Genomic DNA, 17,538 nt, shown 5'->3' on the forward strand with positions numbered 1-17,538 from the left:
ATCCGGCGCAAGAGCCCGCGCAAGGGGCCGGTCCGGCATTGGGCCGGCTCCCACGGATCCCGGAAGATACTGTTTTCATTTAACTTCTTCCCGCCTTCCGAAAATTACCTTCAAACCTTATCCGATCGTTTACCCGCGATTCACGCAACTCTCCGGTTCTGCAACCGGGAAGCGCAACATTGGCGTGCCTTTAATCAGATGCCGCCAATGTCGGGACGCGCATCGTGACTGCCCGAAGCAGTCCGGCCGCGACTGGTACTGGGAATTGGAAGCAGGGATTCCGCGTCGAGCAGCAGGCAGGGGGCGTACGCGTCCGATGAAGCTTAATCTTGTGTCCGTGAATATGCGGCTGCTGCGGCTGGTCTCGCCCTTCATTGCCATCGTCTTGCTGCAGGCATTTCTTGCGGGGATGAGCCTGAACATCCTCTCCTCGGTGCGGGCTTATGTCGGCGGCGAGAGCCTGTGGTCGAAAGGACAGAAGGACGCGGTCCACCACCTTTATCTCTACGGCGAAACCGGCGACGACAGGCATTACGAGCGATATCAAAATGCCATCGCCGGACCGCTCGGCGACCGCGCAGCGCGCATCGCGCTGGAGCGAAATCCGCCGGACCTCGCAACGGCTCATAGCGGCTTCCTGCAAGGCGGCATTCACGCCGACGACATCGAAGGCATCATCTGGCTGTACCAGCATTTTCGTCAGCTTCCGCCTTTCAAGAAGGCGATCGTGCACTGGATCAATACCGATCCGTTGCTGGACGACCTCGCCTCCCTCGCGCGGGAAATCCAGATCGAACAGAACGGCACGCCGATTTCGCCGCAGCAGCTCGAATCGCTCCGCGACCGGATCGACCAGTTCAATGCGCGCTTCGCACCCGAAGCGATGGCGTTCGCCGAAAGCCTCGGCAATGGATCGCGGCAGGTCAAGCTCGTGCTCACGATCGCCAATCTGTTCACCGCAGGCTTGCTGGTGCTGCTGCTGATGATGCTGACCCGCTATTTCCTGGCGCAGCGCCGCAGATTCGTGCACGCGCTGCAAGCCGAGAAGGAACGCGCACAGATTACGCTGGCTTCGATCGGCGATGCCGTCATCAGCACCGACGCTCAGGGCCGTGTCGACTACATGAATTCGGCCGCCGAACGCCTCGTGAATTGCCGGGCGACTGCAGCCAGAGGGTTGCCACTGACCTCGCTGTTCCGGATTTTGGATGAGGAAAGCGGTCAGCCGCGCGAGGGCCAGATTGCGCAAATCCTGAACGGACACGATCTTGCTGCCAACACTCGCCCTCAACTGTTGCAACGGCCCGATTCCACGTCGGTGGCGATCTCGATGGTCGGTACGCCGGTCTACAAGGGCGGTGCCGTCGCGGGGGCGGTGCTGGTGCTGCACGACATGACCAGCGAAAAGAAATACATCGCCCGCCTGTCATGGCAGGCGTCGCATGACAGCCTGACCAAGCTGGCCAACCGCCGCGAGTTCGAACACCGGCTGGAAAAGGCCCTGCAGCGGATGGACCGAGACCAGGACGGCCCGCATGCGCTGATGTTCCTCGACCTCGACCAGTTCAAGATCATCAACGACACCTGCGGTCACGCCGCCGGCGACAAGCTGCTGTGCGAAGTCTCGGACTCACTGCAGCAGCATCTGCGCGTGGACGATCTGCTGGCGCGTCTCGGAGGTGACGAATTCGCGATCCTGCTCGAGAATGGTGGTCTCGAACGCGCTGCGATCGTCGCCGAACGTTTGCGGCAGGCGATTCACGACCTCAACTTCGTCTGGAATGGACGTCCGTTCACGATCACCACAAGCATCGGTCTGGTGCAGATCCGGGGCGGTGCGACCAAGGACGAAACCTTGCGCACGGCCGACCTCGCCTGCTATCTCGCCAAGGAGAAGGGCCGCAACCGTATCCAGATCCACAATCCGAGCGACAGCGAATTGCTGCACCGGTTCGGCGAAATGGCGTGGGTCCAGCGGATTCACGATGCCTTGGATGAGCACCGTTTCTGCCTGTATGCGCAACGCATCGTCGGATTGCATGGCGCAAGCCAGAACGGCGCGCATATCGAGCTTTTGCTCCGCCTGCGCGACAGGGACGGCAATCTGGTGCCGCCCGGCGACTTCATTCCCGCCGCCGAGCGCTACGGCCTGATGCCGCTGATCGACCGCTGGGTGGTGCGTCATGCTTTCGAGACCATCGCGACACGGCTTGGCCGCGCCGCATCGGCGACCATCGCTACATGCGCGATCAACCTGTCCGGCGCGACCTTCAGCGACGAGGGCTTCATCGACTACGTTCGCGAGCAACTCGAGCTTCACAACATTCCGCCGACGATGATCTGCTTCGAGATCACCGAGACCAGCGCCATCGGCAATCTCGACAATGCTGCCCGCTTCATCACCGTGCTGCAGCGGCTGGGCTGCCGGTTCTCGCTCGACGATTTCGGCAGCGGCATGTCCTCGTTCGGCTACCTGAAGAATCTGCCGGTGAACTACCTCAAGATCGACGGCAGCTTTGTGAAGGATATGCTCGACGATCCGATCGACCGCGCCATGGTCGAAATGATCTGCCGCATCGGCAAGGTCATGGGCAAGCAGACGATCGCCGAGTTCGTCGAAAACGACGCCACCGTTCAGGCGCTGCGCGAAATCGGCGTCGATTATGCGCAAGGCTATGGCGTCGGCCGGCCGGAACCGTTCGAGATCGCCGGCCCAGCCATCGCCGGACAGCCAAACCTGCGGGTAGCCTGACTGCAGAGCGAAACTCTGACCTGCCACCGCAGGCCTGCCCCCGCGCGGAATCCGCTTGGCGCGGCGCAAAAAATCAGCATTGTGGCCGCATGACAAATGAATCGAAGCAAGCCGCCAAGGAACCGGCAAAGGCTGGCGCCCTGATCGTGCCGGTCTCCCCGTTTCAGCAGAACTGCACCCTGCTGTGGAACGCCGCGACCATGCACGGAGTCGTGATCGATCCGGGCGGGGACGTTCCGCAAATCCTCGCCGGAATCAAGCAGGCCGGCATCACGGTCGACGAGATCTGGATCACGCACGGCCATATCGATCATGTCGGCGGCGCGGCGGAATTGCGCGACGAACTGAAAGTGCCGATCATCGGGCCGCATGTCGCCGACAAATATCTGCTCGACAACGTGGTGGCGAGCGGCGCCAATTTCGGCATGACCGGCGTGCGCAACTTCGCACCCGACCGCTGGCTGAACGAAGGCGATCAGCTCAGGATCGGCGATCTCGTGTTCGACGTCTATCACGCCCCCGGACATTCACCGGGCAGCGTGGTGTTCTTCAACAAGGACATGCGCTTTGCAATCGTGGGCGATGTGTTGTTCAACGGCTCGGTCGGCCGCACCGATCTGCCCGGCGGCGATCACGCCACCCTGATCCGCTCCATCCACGACAAGCTGCTGCCGCTCGGCGACGATGTCGGCTTTATCTGCGGCCATGGCCCCGGCTCGAACTTCGGCCATGAGCGCGCGACTAATCCGTTCCTCAACGGCGGACTGGGCTAGCTAGCCGAAATCCTCCGGCGTCAATTCGATCGGCTGACCATGTGGCGTGCGATCCGCTGCATGGTCCCAGGCATCGCGGTAGCGATGCAGTTCAGCCGCGGGCGCGACGTTCTTCGCCGTCACCAGTTGCTCCAGTGTCGCGAGCCAGTGCCGGTAGTAGGTCTCGCCGGTATCGGCATCGCCTTCGGCCTGCGCACGCCTGATCTGCCTGGCCAGTGCGTCCGCCCATTCCGGCCAGGTGAACAGACCCCGCGCATGCAGCGCCAGCGCCATGGCAAAGGCGCGCGCCTCCCATGGCTCGCGAAAGACCGGACCCTCGCTGTCGCGCGGAAGTCCGGGAATGCTGGCTGCCGCCTGCATTGCTGCCTGCCGGTCGATGGTCATTCGGCGCGCTCCAGATAGGATTCCCAGGCATCTACCGATACAGAACTTGCCGGATCGGCACGATCGCCCCACAACTCGCGCCCGGTGAAGCGCACGGTGTAAAGCTGCTGCGGATTCTCGCCCTCACCGCGCGCGTTGCTGTCCGCAAAGACATGCGCGCCATGAAGCAACTCCACCACGCCAACATGACCACGCACATAGCGCGGCAGCCGGACGTGGCCTTGCGGGTGAATATTTTTCGCGCGCACCCGGTCGCCGACAGCAAACAGCGGCTTCGAGGTTGCTTCGCGCTCCGTCGGCGCGCCACGGCGCAGCATGCCCTCGACATCGCCGGGCGCCAGAACAGGCACACCGGCCTTCGGAGGATGCAGCACATGGCCGGCCTCGATTTCATCCGGCAGCACAAGCCCGCGCTCCTGCATCAGCCGTTCAAGACCCGCAAGCCAGATCTGGTAGTAGCTCTTGCCAAGATAATCCGCAGGCGAGCGGTCCTCGCGGGCGAAGCGGGACATATCGATATTCCAGCCGCCGGGCCGGGCCATTGCCAGCGTCAGCGCCAGCACCCGCCGCTCCCATTCGGCATGAAACACAGGCTCGTTCAGCTCCGGCATCACCGGGCCGAAGCCATCGACCCCGCCCATATCGTGTGCGCCATTCATGATGCAGCCTGTTCGGGCGATTTCGGAAAGCCGGTGCCGATCATGCTGTCGCGGGTGACGAGCTCGGCGAGTTGCTCTTCGCTCCAGCCCTCGGTCCCCGCTGGACGCTGCGGCACGACCAGATAGCGAATCTCGGCGGTGGAATCCCACACGCGGATTTCCGTCTCAGGCGGAAGCTCGACTCCGAAATCGCGCAATACGCCGCGCGGATCGATCACCGCGCGCGAGCGATACGGCGCGGCCTTGTACCAGACCGGCGGAAGCCCGAGCACCGACCACGGATAACAGGAGCACAGGGTGCACACGACCATGTTGTGCCGCTGCCCGGTGTTCTCCACCGCGACAATGTGCTCGCCCTGCCGCCCGGCATAACCGAGTTCGGCGATCGCAGACGTCGCGTCCTTCAGCAAACGTGCGCGATACGCAGGATCTGACCACGCCCTGGCGATCACGCGCGCGCCGTTGCGCGGCCCGACCTTGGTCTCATAGGTTTCAATCAGAAGATCGAGCGCCGCCGGATCGACGTAGCCCTTCTCGGTGAGGACCGTCTCCAGCGCGCGGACACGCAATTCCGTCTCCGACAATTCGGAATGATCGTGATCGTGGTGATGGTGGTGGCCGTGATGATGGTCACCATGGCCGTGGTGATGGTCGTCGTGATCGGGTCCGCTCATGGAACAAAGGATAGTCCTGCCCGCCTCGACGTGTCGAGAGCAGGATCATCGCCGCAGCAAGATGTGATATGCAGACGCGCCGGTTCTTCGCGCGTCAGTCCTTGAGAATGAACGTCACCTTCAGGTTGACGCGGTATTCCGCGATCTTGCCGTTCTTGATGACGCATTTCTGATTCGCGACCCAGACGCCTTCGACATTCTTCAATGTCTTGACGGCGCGCTTGACGCCATTCTGGATGGCATCTTCAAAACTTTTCGGGGAAGCGGCAATAAGCTCGGTCACGCGTGCAACTGACATGATTTTCTCCTGACAGGAATCAAGACGTAAAATCCATTCGGCACTTTGAGCACCGGCAGCTTAGGCCCGCGGCTGGGGGCGTCAAGCTGACCGGGGCGCCACGCAGGGCACATGCACAGCGCCGCACCTGCGTCATGCGGCGCACAAACTCTCAAATTGTATTTGTAAAAGAGACTAGTTCGCGATGGCCGCCGTGACAGCCTGCATCAGCTCCTGCTGGCGAAACGGCTTGCCGAGCTTCGGCAGGCGGGCATCCACGTCTGGCGGCAATTCCGCATAACCAGTCGCAAGAATGACCGGAAGCTCCGGCCGCTCGGCCTTGATCGCGGCTGCGAGTTGCGCGCCGGTCATCCGCGGCATGGCATGATCGGTGATGACGAGATCGACCGAGGGCTCGCGCCGCAAGATCTCCAGCGCCTGGTTGCCTGACGTCGCCTCGAACACCGTGTGTCCCATGTCCTGCAGCATCACCGCGGTGTTCATCAGCACAAGACCATCGTCATCGACGGCAAGCACCACCAGCGGACGGGTGCCGGTCACGCCGTCCTTGATGAAACGCCCGCCCTGCGCGGGCCGGGTCGCTTTCGCGGCAGGCAGCCAGATTTCCGCCGTCGTGCCCTCGCCTTTTTGGCTCTTCAGGAAGAACCGCCCGCCGGACTGTTCGGTCATGCCGTGGACCATCGACAGTCCGAGGCCGGTGCCGCGGCCCACACCTTTCGTGGTGAAGAACGGCTCCATGGCGCGCCTCAGCGTCGCCTTGTCCATTCCCTCGCCTGTGTCCTTCACCGAAAGACGCACATAACGGCCGGCTTTCAGCTTGCTCCGCGAGCGAGGCTTGACGGTTTCCTCACGCGCCGCGATGACGATACTGCCGCCGTCCGGCATCGCATCGCGCGCATTCACCGCCAGATTCAGCAGCGCCATTTCAAGCTGATTGGCGTCGGCATGGACGAGGTCGAGCTTGAGCGGAAAGCGCGTCTCGATCTGCACCGACGGTCCGAGCGAACTCTGCAACAGATCGGTCATGCCGCGCACAAGCGCGGGAATATCGATCGGCTTGAGATCGAGATCCTGACGCCGCGCGAAAGCCAGCATGCGCTGGGTCAGCGCCGCGCCGCGCTGCGCCGCCTGTGTCGCATTGGAAATCAGCGTCGCCACCCGCGCATCATCCGGGAGCCGCTTGCCGGCCAACTCAAGGCTGCCGAGAATGACCATCAGCAGATTGTTGAAATCGTGCGCGATGCCGCCGGTCAGTTGGCCAATGGCATCCATCTTCTGCGAATGGGCCAGCGCCTCGCGCGCCTGCTCGAGCGCTTTCTGTGTTTCCCTGCGCTCGGTGATGTCGCGAGTGATCTTGGCGAAGCCGATGATGGCGCCAGTCTCGTCGCGGATCGGATCGATGATGATGTTGGCCCAGAACTGCGTGCCGTCCTTGCGCACACGCCAGCCTTCCTTCTCGAAACGTCCTTCGCGCCGCGCGGTGGCGAGCGCGTTTTGCGGCTCGCCCTTCAGCCGGTCGCCCTCGGTGTAGAACTTCGAGAAATGCTGGCCGATGATTTCCTCGGCGCGATATTGCTTGATGCGTTCCGCGCCCAGATTCCAGCTGCTGACGTAACCTTCCGGGTCGATCATATAGAGGGCGTAGTCGGTCACACTCTGCACCAGCAGCCGGAACTGTTCTTCCTTCTGCCGCAAACGATCCTGGGCCGCCTTGCGCTCCGTAAGGTCGCGCGTGATCTTGGCAAAGCCGACGAGCCGGCCGTCAGGCGAACGGATCGGGTCGATCACCACATGAGCCCAGAACCGGCTGCCGTCCTTTCGGATGCGCCACCCTTCGTTTTCGAATTTGCCTTCGCGGGCAGAAATTTCCAGGGCGCGCGCCGGAAGCCCGGCCTTGCGGTCCTCCTCGCCATAGAACTGCGAAAAATGACGCCCGATGATCTCGTCGTGGGTGTAGCCCTTGAAACGCTGCGCGCCCGCATTCCAGCTCGTGACCCGTCCTTCCGGGTCGAGCATGTAAATGGCGTAATCGGTAACCGCTTCCACCAGAAGCCGGTATCGCCCTTCCGGGGTCAGGGCATCCTCGAACCGGTTCGATCGCTGCAAGGCGGTGCTCTCAAAGGCCATTCAATGTAACCCCGTACCAACAGGGCCAAACGCCGCCGGACCGGTAAAGTTCCACCTAAATTTGAGGACTTCGCCCAAAGTCGAACAGGGGCCGGGGCTCTCTATTTCTGCTTCTCGTAGGCCGCCAGCATATCCTCGACCTTGATCCCGTTGATGGTCATGCCCTCGATCCGGCAGTCCGTGAGGCAGGCCCCCGACATATTGGCATTGTTAATGTGCAGGCCGGCCAGGTTGGTGTAGTCGATCCGCAGGCCGCTGAGATTGATGTCGTGCATCGTGCAGCCCGACATGTTGACGTCCTCGAAGGTCGAACCTGAAACGTCCGCCCCTTTTACATCGAGACGCTGCCTGCCGCCGTGAATGTCCATGCCTGTTCCTCCGGTTTCTCGTTTCGGCGATTGCACGCTCAGTTCCGCACCGCGTACAGCGGCGTCCGTAACGTGAACTGGACAAGCGGCTCGGGGGTCCAGGCCACTTCGACCGAAGCGCCGAACAGCCGGTTGTCGTTGTCATCCATCCGCTCGAGATCAAACCTGAGCAACGGCTGGGTGAACGCTTTGGCCCTGAGGATACCGGCGCCGATCTGGGCGCCGCCGAAGGTCTGGACGCCCATCCGCGCGGACACCTTCCAGTTGTTCGGCCATTGATAATAACCGCCGAGATAGCCGACGAACGCCGGCTCGACCTTTGCAAGACCCGAATCCACCCAGACGGCGGTCAATCGCGTCCCGAACAGCAGACCCTGGGTTTGATCCTCGTTGAGGCCATAATCCAGTTCGACCACCGTCTGGTTCGATGTCGAGGCCAGCCCCGGCGCGCTGGTGATCGACCGCGTCAGAGTCGAAATTACTGTGACCGTCTTGCTGTCCTGCTGAATGACATCGGCATTGAAACCAATGTTCCAGCTGTCGAGCGTCATCGATGACCAGGGCGCGGCATCGCTGCGCGCCGTGCTGGCGCTGACGCCGCCGTACAGCGAAAACCGTTCGGTGATATCCACCGTCAACGGCGCGTTCAGCGTCACGACCTGCGCCGCCGCCGGGATCGGAGAAACGAAGTTCCTGAACCCGATCGCGAGGACGCCCGGCGGCACGGTCGTGTATTGCGTATTGTAATCCAGATAGATGTTGGGCTGCTTCGGACCTGTTTTTACCGACTCGTCGTCATCTTCGTCGGCGGCGCGGGCGATATCGAAGGCGCCAAGAACAACAAGCAGACCGAGCGCGAAGCGGCCGAGCTGGCGCGCCATCCCGATTCCACGAGAGATTCGGCCGCGCACGCCCGCCTCCCTGGATTTGACTCTGGCCATTGTTCACTCGTTGAGAAGATGAGACGCGCGCGGAAAAACGGAGCGATGGTGCCGCTTTCCACGTCGCTTTTCAATGACCGGTCATGTGAACCGCGACCTGATTTAGTTCAGTGTGGCTTTCAGCGCGGTGGCGGCCGAGGCATAACCGCCCCGCGCACCATCCACAAAATGGAAATGATCCGGCCGCGATGCCGACAGCGTGAAACACGTCATCATCGCCGCATCCTGACGGTGCAGACCGTAACGTGCCGTGCCGGAAGCGGCTGCCGCCGCGAGACGGCTCTCCAGCGCATCGGCAAGCTCAGGCCTGCAATCGAGCACCATGCGCAGGCCGTCGTCGTATTTCCGGAAATCCGAGTTTTCCACCACCTGCTGCATGTAAATCTTCGGCACGAAACCGCCCGCGGAAATATTGAGGCGAAACAGCACATACACGAACAGTGTCATGGCATGAACGCCGAGGCGGCGCCTGAACAGCGATCCTCCGCGCTGCGCCAGCGCCTCGAAATTCGCCCCCGGTGTTGGCCAGCGCATGCGCGGACCCGAGGATGGCACTGGCCGTCCCGCGCCGGGACTTCGCTCGACCAGTGTCACCACATCCTCGATCAGGCGGCGAAATCCGGCGCTGTCCGACGACATGCCCGGCACGATCAGCATCGACAGGATGAGGCCGCGCTCTGCCGGCATTTCGGAAAACCGGCACGACAATCCGGTGAGGTCGGGATGCGCGCCGGACGGCGCAGGGGCCATGGTGAACTCGCCGCGCTTCATGGCGGCTTCCGCCCACGCCAGCCCGCCGCCGGAGAACATCGCGTAGGACACATGCGGAGAAGCCGCATAACGCGCCACCCGCACATCGAGACCTTGTGCGCGAATAGCCTCGATCGGCACCAGCGCAACGCGCAGCGACAGATCGAGATCTTCCTTGACCCAGGTCGCCGTCGCAGCCAGGGCATCCCGCGCCGGACCGGCGTCCCGCGGCGAAACCGCGAAGCTCGCACCGTCGCCGCCAAAGGCGAACGGGAAATCGCGGCTCTCCAGCGCATTGGTCACCGACGCGATCACCGCAGCGCCGGCCATGTTCACCGCCTTATAGCGATTGTCCGCGATCGCCTTGGTGGACTGCACGATGTCGGCGACACCGATCAGCCATCCGTCCGGCACCGGCCGGTACAGCGACGGGTCCATCAGATTGGCGAAGCCGCGAAACACCGGCATGGCGCTGTAAAAATCGTCCCTGCCGCCGGTGTCCGCTGCACCCTGTTCGTGCGATACGCTCATGACCGTTGCGATGCCATTTCCCAGCGCGACCTTTGTCAGGCCAGCGTTCCAAAAATACGGCTGCCCAGCAATACGGGTTCAGCCTTCCCCGCAAACAAATATCGGCGCGGACACGCCGCGCCGAGGATATGAGACGGTAAACTCGCGGACGGTATCAGTGACGATGCCGGTGCCTGCGATAGCGGCGCGGTGCGGGTTCATAAGGCTGATACCAGGCATTCGCACTGCACGAGCCGCCGACCCCGCTGGTGGCCGCCCGGCACTGGTCGTAGGTGTAATAGGCGCAGACCCGGCCCATCCCGGTGCGGCTGTAATTTTCCGAACAGAACGGCGCATCGGCTTTGGCGGGCGCGGCGGCGCCAAGCACGGCAAGTGCCGCGACGCCAGCCGCCACCGCAAAATTGAATTTCAGCATCGTGCCCTCCCTGACGTCCGGCTTTATATGGGCAGTGCATCGAGATTGGCTACTCCTGCCGTGCCGGTTTCCGCGACGGCAACGCCGGGATATGCTAGATTGCGGCACGTGATGTCCATTGAATGGGTTCCGATGTCCCCCGTCTCTTTTATGCTCAACATCTTGTGGGTCGTCCTCGGCGGTTTCTGGATGGCGCTCGGCTGGGCCGTCGCCGCCGTGATCATGGCCATCACCATCATCGGAATTCCATGGGCGCGCGGTGCCTGGAATATCGCCATCTACACGCTGTTTCCGTTCGGCCAGAAAGCCGTCTCGCGCGAGATCTATATCGGCGAGCGCGACTTCGGGACCGGCATTTTCGGGTTTATCGGCAATCTGATCTGGCTCGTCCTGGCCGGATGGTGGCTGGCGCTTGGCCATCTTTTTACGGCGCTTCTGCTCGCCATCACGATCATCGGTATTCCGTTCGCCTGGGCGCATCTGAAGCTCGGCGCCATCGCGTTGTGGCCGATCGGCAAGACCATCGTCCCGGCATGAGGGTGCCTGCCGGCCCGCTCACCAAAACTACACCATCCCGCATTCGCAGTATGACTGAAGAGACAACTTCCATGGGCGCGGAGAAACTGTAAATTTGGCGCGAACCGGTTCTGGACAGACGCCGATGATGGCGGTCCCTCAAGCTGAGCCAAATGCCCATTGGCTGCGCGATGTCGCGGATGACACTCTGGCTATGGCCAGGGCCGCGCAAGAAAAGCTCGCCAGCAACGAAACCAGCACCACCATTCATGAACTGCGCGTCGCGCTCAAGCGCTGGAGAGCCTTGTTGCGGTTGCTCGAGGACTCGATCGGCGACGAGACAGTGGCTCTGCGTCATGAGGCCAGCAGCCTCGCACGCGAGCTCGGCCGCAGCCGCGACGCACAGACCGTTCTCGATGCGCTGGCCGACGTTGTAAAACCGAAAGATGCCAAGATCCCGCCGCTGTCGGAACGAACCAAAGCCACTCTCACCCAGCGGCTTGAAGACGCGCGAAAGGCCATAGAGGCCGAGCATCTTCATCCGGCAGCCATTCAACACCTGCGCGACGGCCTTGCCCGGGCGTCCGCCTGCGCAGCAAACTGGCCGCTTGAACACATCCGCTTCGACGACATCGTGACCGCTCTCGCAAAATCCTATCGCCGGGCCCGCCGGCGCCGTCCACGCGAATGGGACACGGCCAGGCCGGAGGAGGTTCATGATTTCCGCAAGGCTGTCGTAGCTTTTCGCTATCAGCTCGACCTCATTGCGCCGCTGTGGCCAAAAATGTGGAATACCTTCATCGACGAGGTGCAGAAGCTGCGCACGCAGCTTGGCAGGAGCAACGATCTCGTTGCTCTCCGCGGCTTGATTCAACCGAAGCAACCGCTGGCGCCCTGGCGGTCACGCCTGACGCCGCGGATCGACACCCGGCAACAGTTTCACCTTAGCCGCGCGCGATCGCTGTCCGGCCGGGTGTTTGCAGAATCGCCGCGGTCATTCCGCAAACGCATCGAGGCCCTGGCGGAAGCAGCCGCGGAGTCCCCTTGATCCACAGGCATCTCCGGGCTCACGGCGCAATGCACCGCAGCATTACAACTCACCGACCAGCCGCGATCGGAGTTGTCGGCCATCGCCAACTCGGCGATAATTCCCGCATCCTTTTCAGGGAAACGCCATGTCGATGCAAAGCCTGACGTCACCGGCTGCGATCAAAGCCCCCCTCATGGTGGACCGCAGCAAGCTTGCTCACATTCCCGGCGACGAAGGCTGGCCATTTATTGGACGAACGCTCAGCGTCCTCGCCGATCCGAAAGGCGAAGTCGATGCGATGGCCCGGAAATACGGGCTGATCTATCGCTCGCGCGTGCTCGGCGAGACCAGCGTCTCGCTGCTCGGTCCGGACGCCAACGAATTCATGCTGCTCGACCAGACCAAGCTGTTCTCGTCGACCAACGGATGGGAAACAATTCTTGGGCGCCTGTTTCCCCGTGGACTGATGTTGCTCGATTTCGAGGAACACCGGCTGCATCGCCGCGCCATGTCCGTCGCGTTCAAGGCCGGGCCGATGAAAAACTATCTCGCGCAGCTCGATACGGGGATCGCGGCACGCGTCGATCAGTGGCGCGAGGCGCCGGGTCCGATGCTGTTCTACCCAGCCATGAAGCAGCTCACGCTCGATCTCGCCGCGACGTCGTTTCTCGGCACCGGCATCGGCCCCGAGGTCGATGACGTCACGCGCGCCTTTGTCGACATGATCGCCGCGTCGGTCGCGGTGATCCGCCAGCCATGGCCCGGCACGCAGATGGCGCGCGGCGTCAAGGGGCGTCAGCGTATCGTTGCCTATTTCTCGCAGCAGATACCCCTGCGGCGCGAGAACGGCGGCGACGATCTGTTCTCGCAACTCTGCCACGCCACCCATGAAGACGGCGCCCTGCTCTCGACCCAGGACATCGTCGATCACATGAGCTTCCTGATCATGGCGGCGCACGACACGCTGACATCGTCGCTGACGTCGTTCGTGGCGCTGCTCGCGGCGCATCCGGACTGGCAGTCGCGGCTGCGCGATGAGGTCGCGTCGCTTGGGATCGCACCCGGCGCGCCGCTGCCGTTCGAGAAACTCGACGCGATGCCGCTCACCGAAATGGCATTCAAGGAAGCCATGCGAATGAAGCCGCCGGTGCCGTCGATCCCGCGCCGGGCGACACGCGATTTCAGCTTCAAGGGCTTTGATATTCCCGCTGGAACGCTGGTCAGCATGAACCCGCTGTTCACGCACCACATGAGCGAACACTGGCCCGATCCCGAGACATTCGACCCGCTGCGCTTCACCGACGAAGCCCAGCGTGCGCGTCATCGCTTTGCGTTCATCCCCTTCAGCGGCGGCGCGCATATGTGCATCGGACTTCACTTCGCTTACATGCAGGCCAAATGCTTCGCGTTCCACTTCCTGCAAAACCTCAGGGTGAGCATGGCGCCGGGCTATGTGCCGTCGTGGCAGATGTGGCCGATCCCCAAGCCCAAGGACGGGCTGCGCGTGACGCTCTCCGCGGCATGAGGCTTTGCGCGGCTGCCCCGTTGACTCCGCCCGCCCCGTCCTTCAGCAATTGGCAACCCGCAACGGACAAGCGGGACGGGAGAAAACATGCCTAAGATCGATCTCGCGCCGGGTCATGTCGGCCCCTTCGCCGGACTGGATGTGCCGTGGCTGCTGCGGCTGCGTGCCGAGACGCGGTACGACCATCCATTCTTGATCTGGGCGCCGTTCGACGCACCGTCGCGTCCATGGACCTACGGTGAAATCCACGACCGCGTCGGCGCACTGGCCGCGGGCCTTGCGAAACGCAACGTCAAGCCCGGCGAATGCGTGCTGATCCATCTCGACAACTGCATCGAGATGCTGCTGGCGTGGTTTGCCTGCGTCGAACTCGGCGCCATTGCCGTAACGACCAACACCCGCTCCGCGCCTGCAGAGATGGAGTATTTCGCCGGCCATTGCGGCGCCGTCGCAGCCATTACCCAGCCCGCCTATGCCGAACTGGTTGCAGCCAACTGCCGTAGCCTGCGCTGGCTTGCCGTGACCTCGCATGACGCAGGCGCACCACCCGCGCAAGGATACAAACCGCCAAAGAGCGAGAGCTTTGAGGCGCTATTTGCTGACAGCGCGGACAGGCCGCGCCGTCCCGCCGATCCTGATGCATCGTGCAGCGTGCAATACACCTCCGGCACCACATCACGGCCGAAGGCGGTGCTTTGGACACACGCCAATGCGCTGTGGGGCGCGAAGATCAACGCCGTGCATCAGGACCTGCGGCCGCAGGACATTCACCAGATCTATCTGCCGCTGTTCCACACCAATGCGCTGGCCTATTCCATGCTGTCGACGCTGTGGGTCGGCGGCACTGCCGTGATCCAGCCGCGCTTCTCCGCAAGCCGGTTCTGGACGACGGCGCTGGAGCATCGCAGCACCTGGACCTCGCTGGTGCCGTTCTGCGTCAAGGCGCTGATGGAGCGAGAGGCGCCCAAGAACCATCACTTCCGGCTGTGGGGCAGCGCGATTTGTGAGCCGCCGACCGACGCGATCTTCGGCGTAAAGACCATCGGCTGGTGGGGCATGACCGAAACCATCACCCATGGCATCGTCGGCGAGCCTTATCAGCCCAACATTCCGCTGGCCATCGGCCGCGCCGCGCCGGAATATGACATCCGTGTCGTCGATGAGCACGGCGCGCCGACGCAAGTCGGCGAGACCGGCGATCTTCTGATCCGCGGTATTCCCGGCCTCTCGCTGTTCAAGGAGTATCTGCACAACGAAACCGCCACGCGCGACAGCTTCGACGGGCACGGCTATTTCATCACCGGCGACCGTGTGAAGATTCTGGAAAACGGCTTCATGCGGTTTGGCGACCGCGCCAAGGACATGCTGAAGGTCGGCGGCGAGAATGTCGCCGCTTCCGAAATCGAACAGGTCGTCATCACCGTTGCCGGCGTGCGGGAGGCGGCAGTGGTTGCGAAGAAGCATCCGATGCTGGATGAGGTGCCGGTGGTGTTCGTGATTCCGACCAAGGGTCTCGACGGCGCGTCGCCCACGCTGCACGATGATATTCTGAATGCCTGCAAAGCAGCGCTGGCCGACTTCAAGGTGCCGCGCGAGGTGCGGCTGGTCGATGACATGCCGCGCTCGACGCTTGAGAAAGTGGCAAAGGCGGAATTACGGAAATTGCTGGCATAAGCCCTGTGCAACCAGCGGAGATTTGAGGACACAACGATGACCCAGCCAAAATTCGATGTCGTGGTTTATGGCGCAAGCGGCTTCACGGGCAAGCTCGTCGCTGAGTATTTCGCCGCGCATTATGGTCCCGGCAGCAATCTCAAATGGGCGATGGCAGGCCGCAGCCGCGACAAGCTCGCCGCCGTCCGTGACGAGATCCACGCGCCGAAAGACACGCCGCTGATCGAGGCCGACGCGAGCGATCCCGCTTCGCTCAAGGCGCTTGTCGGCCAGACCAAAGCGGTGCTCACCACCGTCGGGCCGTATCAGCTTTACGGCTCCGAGCTTGTCGCAGCCTGCGCCGCATCCGGCACCGATTACCTCGATCTCTGCGGTGAACCTGCATGGATGCGCCAGATGATCGACGCGCATCACGCAAAGGCGCAATCCACCGGCGCCCGCATTCTGTTTTCGTGCGGGTTCGATTCGATTCCATTCGAGCTCGGCGTATTCTTCTTGCAGAACGCGGCGAAGAAACAGCTCGGCGCTGCCGTGCACAGAGTGAAAGGCCGCGTCCGCAAGATGAAGGGCACTTTCTCCGGAGGCACCGCAGCAAGCCTGAAGGCGACATATGCCGCCGCCGCGAAGGATCTCAGCATCGTGCCGCTGCTCAAGAATCCGTTTGCGCTGACGCCGGGCTTCGAAGGCCCGAAACAGCCGCCGGGCAACAAGCCGCTTCACGATGACGAACTCGGCATGTGGGTCGCGCCGTTCGTGATGGCGACGATCAACACCCGCAATGTGCACCGGTCGAATCTTCTGATGGGCTTCCCGTACGGCCAGGACTTTATCTACGACGAGATGATGCTGGCCGGCCCCGGCGAGAAGGGCGAGGCGACCGCCAAGGCTATCGTCGCGGCCAATGCCGCGATGGGCGGACCGGGTGGACCGAAGCCCGGCGAAGGCCCCTCAAAGGAAGAGCGCGAGACAGGACTCTACGACATCCTCTTCGTCGGCGTGTCGCTGGACGGCCGGCAGGTCCGCGTCTCGGTCAAGGGCGATCGCGATCCGGGCTACGGATCCACCTCCAAGATGATCGCCGAGTGTGCCGTCTGCCTCGTGCGCGATGCGCAGGACGTCCCTGGCGGCATCTGGACGCCGGGCGCAGCGCTGGGTGATCGCCTGATCAAGCGGCTGGAAGACAATGCCGGACTTCAGTTCAGAGTCGAGAGCTGAGGCAGGCGCCTCAACTCTCGACTTCAGCCGTCCTATTCCGCGCCGCCTGCGTTGCGGGCCATGAATGTCTCAGGCGATCCGTCGCGCGGGTCCACGAAGATGATATCGGTCGGATTTCGTCGCGGCGTATCGATCGACAGGAACACGACCGGCTCTTCATAAAGCTCCGGCATCGCATGCACCGTTCCGCGCTCAAAGAACAGGAGCTGTCCGGGACCGAATTCGGATTTCGTTGCAGCATCCTTCATCCAGAAGGTGCCCCGGCCCGACACGACATAAAGGTATTCGTCGCAGGTCGCGTGATAATGCGGCGGCGTCGGACGATAAACCCGGAAGACGCGCGCGCTCGCCTGTTCGCGGTCGGTCAGATATTTGTCGACCAGCAGCGTCTTCGCGGTATCCGGCAGCGATTTCGCGATTGCGGGGATGTCGAATATTCCGGTTGAGGCCTTAACGTCATCGGGCATTGTTGCTCTCGTTTCTCTTCATTTTCGGCACGGCTCAGCGCCATCTTCAATCGACCGGACATCCGGACGAAAGAGCCTGTTCCGCGCAGGTCCCCAGATATGGGGCTCCGCTTATATCAGAAATCCCTGAACGCCCCTGATGATCTGTCGCCTGACAGAGAAGCGCTGCCGTTGGCGGAAGGCCCAGAAAACCCTCGCCAGCCGTTGCCCGCGAGGAGCCAATCGGCTAAATGGAATGCGCCGCACCCGTAGCTCAGCTGGATAGAGCGTTGCCCTCCGAAGGCACATGTCAAGCTGTTTGTAGGATTGAAGGAGCCTAGAAGAAGCAAGCAAACCAAGGACTTGTCCTGTCTGCATGTGCCGACCAAGCTTCGCGCCATCTTCGCGTAAGCAGCGCGTAAGCAACTGAAGGCGAGGCGCAGCGTAGACAGGCGAACAA

General features: G+C 62.5%; 17 protein-coding genes. 7 read left to right on the forward strand and 10 right to left on the reverse strand.

Annotation, left to right across the window (positions count from 1 at the left end):
• The first annotated feature begins 316 nt into the window (after positions 1-316).
• Together AC1Q67_RS09645 and AC1Q67_RS09650 are read left to right on the forward strand one after the other, a co-directional pair.
• Complete coding sequence (locus tag AC1Q67_RS09645; protein WP_492234296.1) at positions 317-2,752, forward strand: EAL domain-containing protein; 2,436 nt, start codon at positions 317-319, stop codon at positions 2,750-2,752.
• An 89-nt stretch (positions 2,753-2,841) separates the two neighbouring features.
• Positions 2,842-3,525, forward strand: coding sequence for an MBL fold metallo-hydrolase (locus AC1Q67_RS09650; RefSeq protein WP_024574118.1), 684 nt, complete (start codon positions 2,842-2,844; stop codon positions 3,523-3,525).
• On the opposite strand, the gene AC1Q67_RS09655 is transcribed toward AC1Q67_RS09650, so the two are convergent.
• The 9 genes from AC1Q67_RS09655 to AC1Q67_RS09695 form a co-directional block, all read right to left on the reverse strand.
• A complete protein-coding gene (locus AC1Q67_RS09655; RefSeq protein ID WP_492234295.1) occupies positions 3,526-3,909 on the reverse strand; it encodes a nitrile hydratase accessory protein in 384 nt (127 codons plus the stop codon).
• On the reverse strand, positions 3,906-4,568 hold the full coding sequence (gene nthB / locus AC1Q67_RS09660) for a nitrile hydratase subunit beta (RefSeq protein ID WP_492234294.1): 663 nt from the start codon (positions 4,566-4,568) through the stop codon (positions 3,906-3,908). The genes AC1Q67_RS09655 and nthB overlap by 4 nt, the downstream gene beginning before the upstream one ends.
• A complete protein-coding gene (gene nthA, locus AC1Q67_RS09665; protein ID WP_492234293.1) occupies positions 4,565-5,242 on the reverse strand; it encodes a nitrile hydratase subunit alpha in 678 nt (225 codons plus the stop codon). Before nthA ends, nthB begins: the two co-directional genes overlap by 4 nt.
• A gap of 94 nt (positions 5,243-5,336) precedes the next feature.
• Positions 5,337-5,540: a dodecin family protein gene (locus AC1Q67_RS09670; protein WP_024574122.1), complete on the reverse strand. Its 204-nt coding sequence runs from the start codon at positions 5,538-5,540 to the stop codon at positions 5,337-5,339.
• 174 nt (positions 5,541-5,714) lie between these two features.
• Positions 5,715-7,646 carry a hybrid sensor histidine kinase/response regulator gene (locus AC1Q67_RS09675; protein ID WP_492235675.1) on the reverse strand — a complete coding sequence of 644 codons (1,932 nt, stop codon included), beginning with the start codon at positions 7,644-7,646 and terminating at the stop codon, positions 5,715-5,717.
• A gap of 122 nt (positions 7,647-7,768) precedes the next feature.
• On the reverse strand, positions 7,769-8,035 hold the full coding sequence (locus tag AC1Q67_RS09680) for a pentapeptide repeat-containing protein (protein WP_024574123.1): 267 nt from the start codon (positions 8,033-8,035) through the stop codon (positions 7,769-7,771).
• Between the two features lie 38 nt (positions 8,036-8,073).
• Positions 8,074-8,976, reverse strand: coding sequence for a hypothetical protein (locus AC1Q67_RS09685; protein WP_244432862.1), 903 nt, complete (start codon positions 8,974-8,976; stop codon positions 8,074-8,076).
• Positions 8,977-9,078: 102 nt separating this feature from the next.
• Positions 9,079-10,257: a DUF3095 domain-containing protein gene (locus AC1Q67_RS09690; protein WP_492234291.1), complete on the reverse strand. Its 1,179-nt coding sequence runs from the start codon at positions 10,255-10,257 to the stop codon at positions 9,079-9,081.
• Positions 10,258-10,411: 154 nt separating this feature from the next.
• On the reverse strand, positions 10,412-10,672 hold the full coding sequence (locus AC1Q67_RS09695; protein WP_492234290.1) for a DUF3551 domain-containing protein: 261 nt from the start codon (positions 10,670-10,672) through the stop codon (positions 10,412-10,414).
• 132 nt (positions 10,673-10,804) lie between these two features.
• On the opposite strand from AC1Q67_RS09695, the gene AC1Q67_RS09700 reads away from it, so the two are divergent.
• From AC1Q67_RS09700 to AC1Q67_RS09720, 5 genes are all read left to right on the forward strand, one after another.
• Entirely contained in the window at positions 10,805-11,209 is a 405-nt protein-coding gene (locus tag AC1Q67_RS09700) for a YccF domain-containing protein (protein WP_024574127.1), read from the forward strand.
• Between the two features lie 193 nt (positions 11,210-11,402).
• Complete coding sequence (locus AC1Q67_RS09705) at positions 11,403-12,236, forward strand: CHAD domain-containing protein (RefSeq protein ID WP_492238150.1); 834 nt, start codon at positions 11,403-11,405, stop codon at positions 12,234-12,236.
• Between the two features lie 127 nt (positions 12,237-12,363).
• Positions 12,364-13,743 (forward strand): cytochrome P450, encoded by a 1,380-nt coding sequence (locus AC1Q67_RS09710; protein ID WP_492234288.1) that lies wholly within the window; start codon positions 12,364-12,366, stop codon positions 13,741-13,743.
• Positions 13,744-13,830: 87 nt separating this feature from the next.
• Positions 13,831-15,417: an AMP-binding protein gene (locus AC1Q67_RS09715; RefSeq protein WP_492234287.1), complete on the forward strand. Its 1,587-nt coding sequence runs from the start codon at positions 13,831-13,833 to the stop codon at positions 15,415-15,417.
• A 36-nt stretch (positions 15,418-15,453) separates the two neighbouring features.
• The gene (locus tag AC1Q67_RS09720; RefSeq protein ID WP_492234286.1) at positions 15,454-16,632 is read left to right on the forward strand and encodes a saccharopine dehydrogenase family protein; all 1,179 of its coding nucleotides are present in this window, start codon (positions 15,454-15,456) and stop codon (positions 16,630-16,632) included.
• A gap of 32 nt (positions 16,633-16,664) precedes the next feature.
• On the opposite strand, the gene AC1Q67_RS09725 is transcribed toward AC1Q67_RS09720, so the two are convergent.
• The gene (locus AC1Q67_RS09725) at positions 16,665-17,099 is read right to left on the reverse strand and encodes a cupin domain-containing protein (RefSeq protein ID WP_492234285.1); all 435 of its coding nucleotides are present in this window, start codon (positions 17,097-17,099) and stop codon (positions 16,665-16,667) included.
• Between the last annotated feature and the right edge of the window lie 439 nt (positions 17,100-17,538).

Source organism: Afipia sp. GW823-FHT06G09, assembly GCF_058794875.1.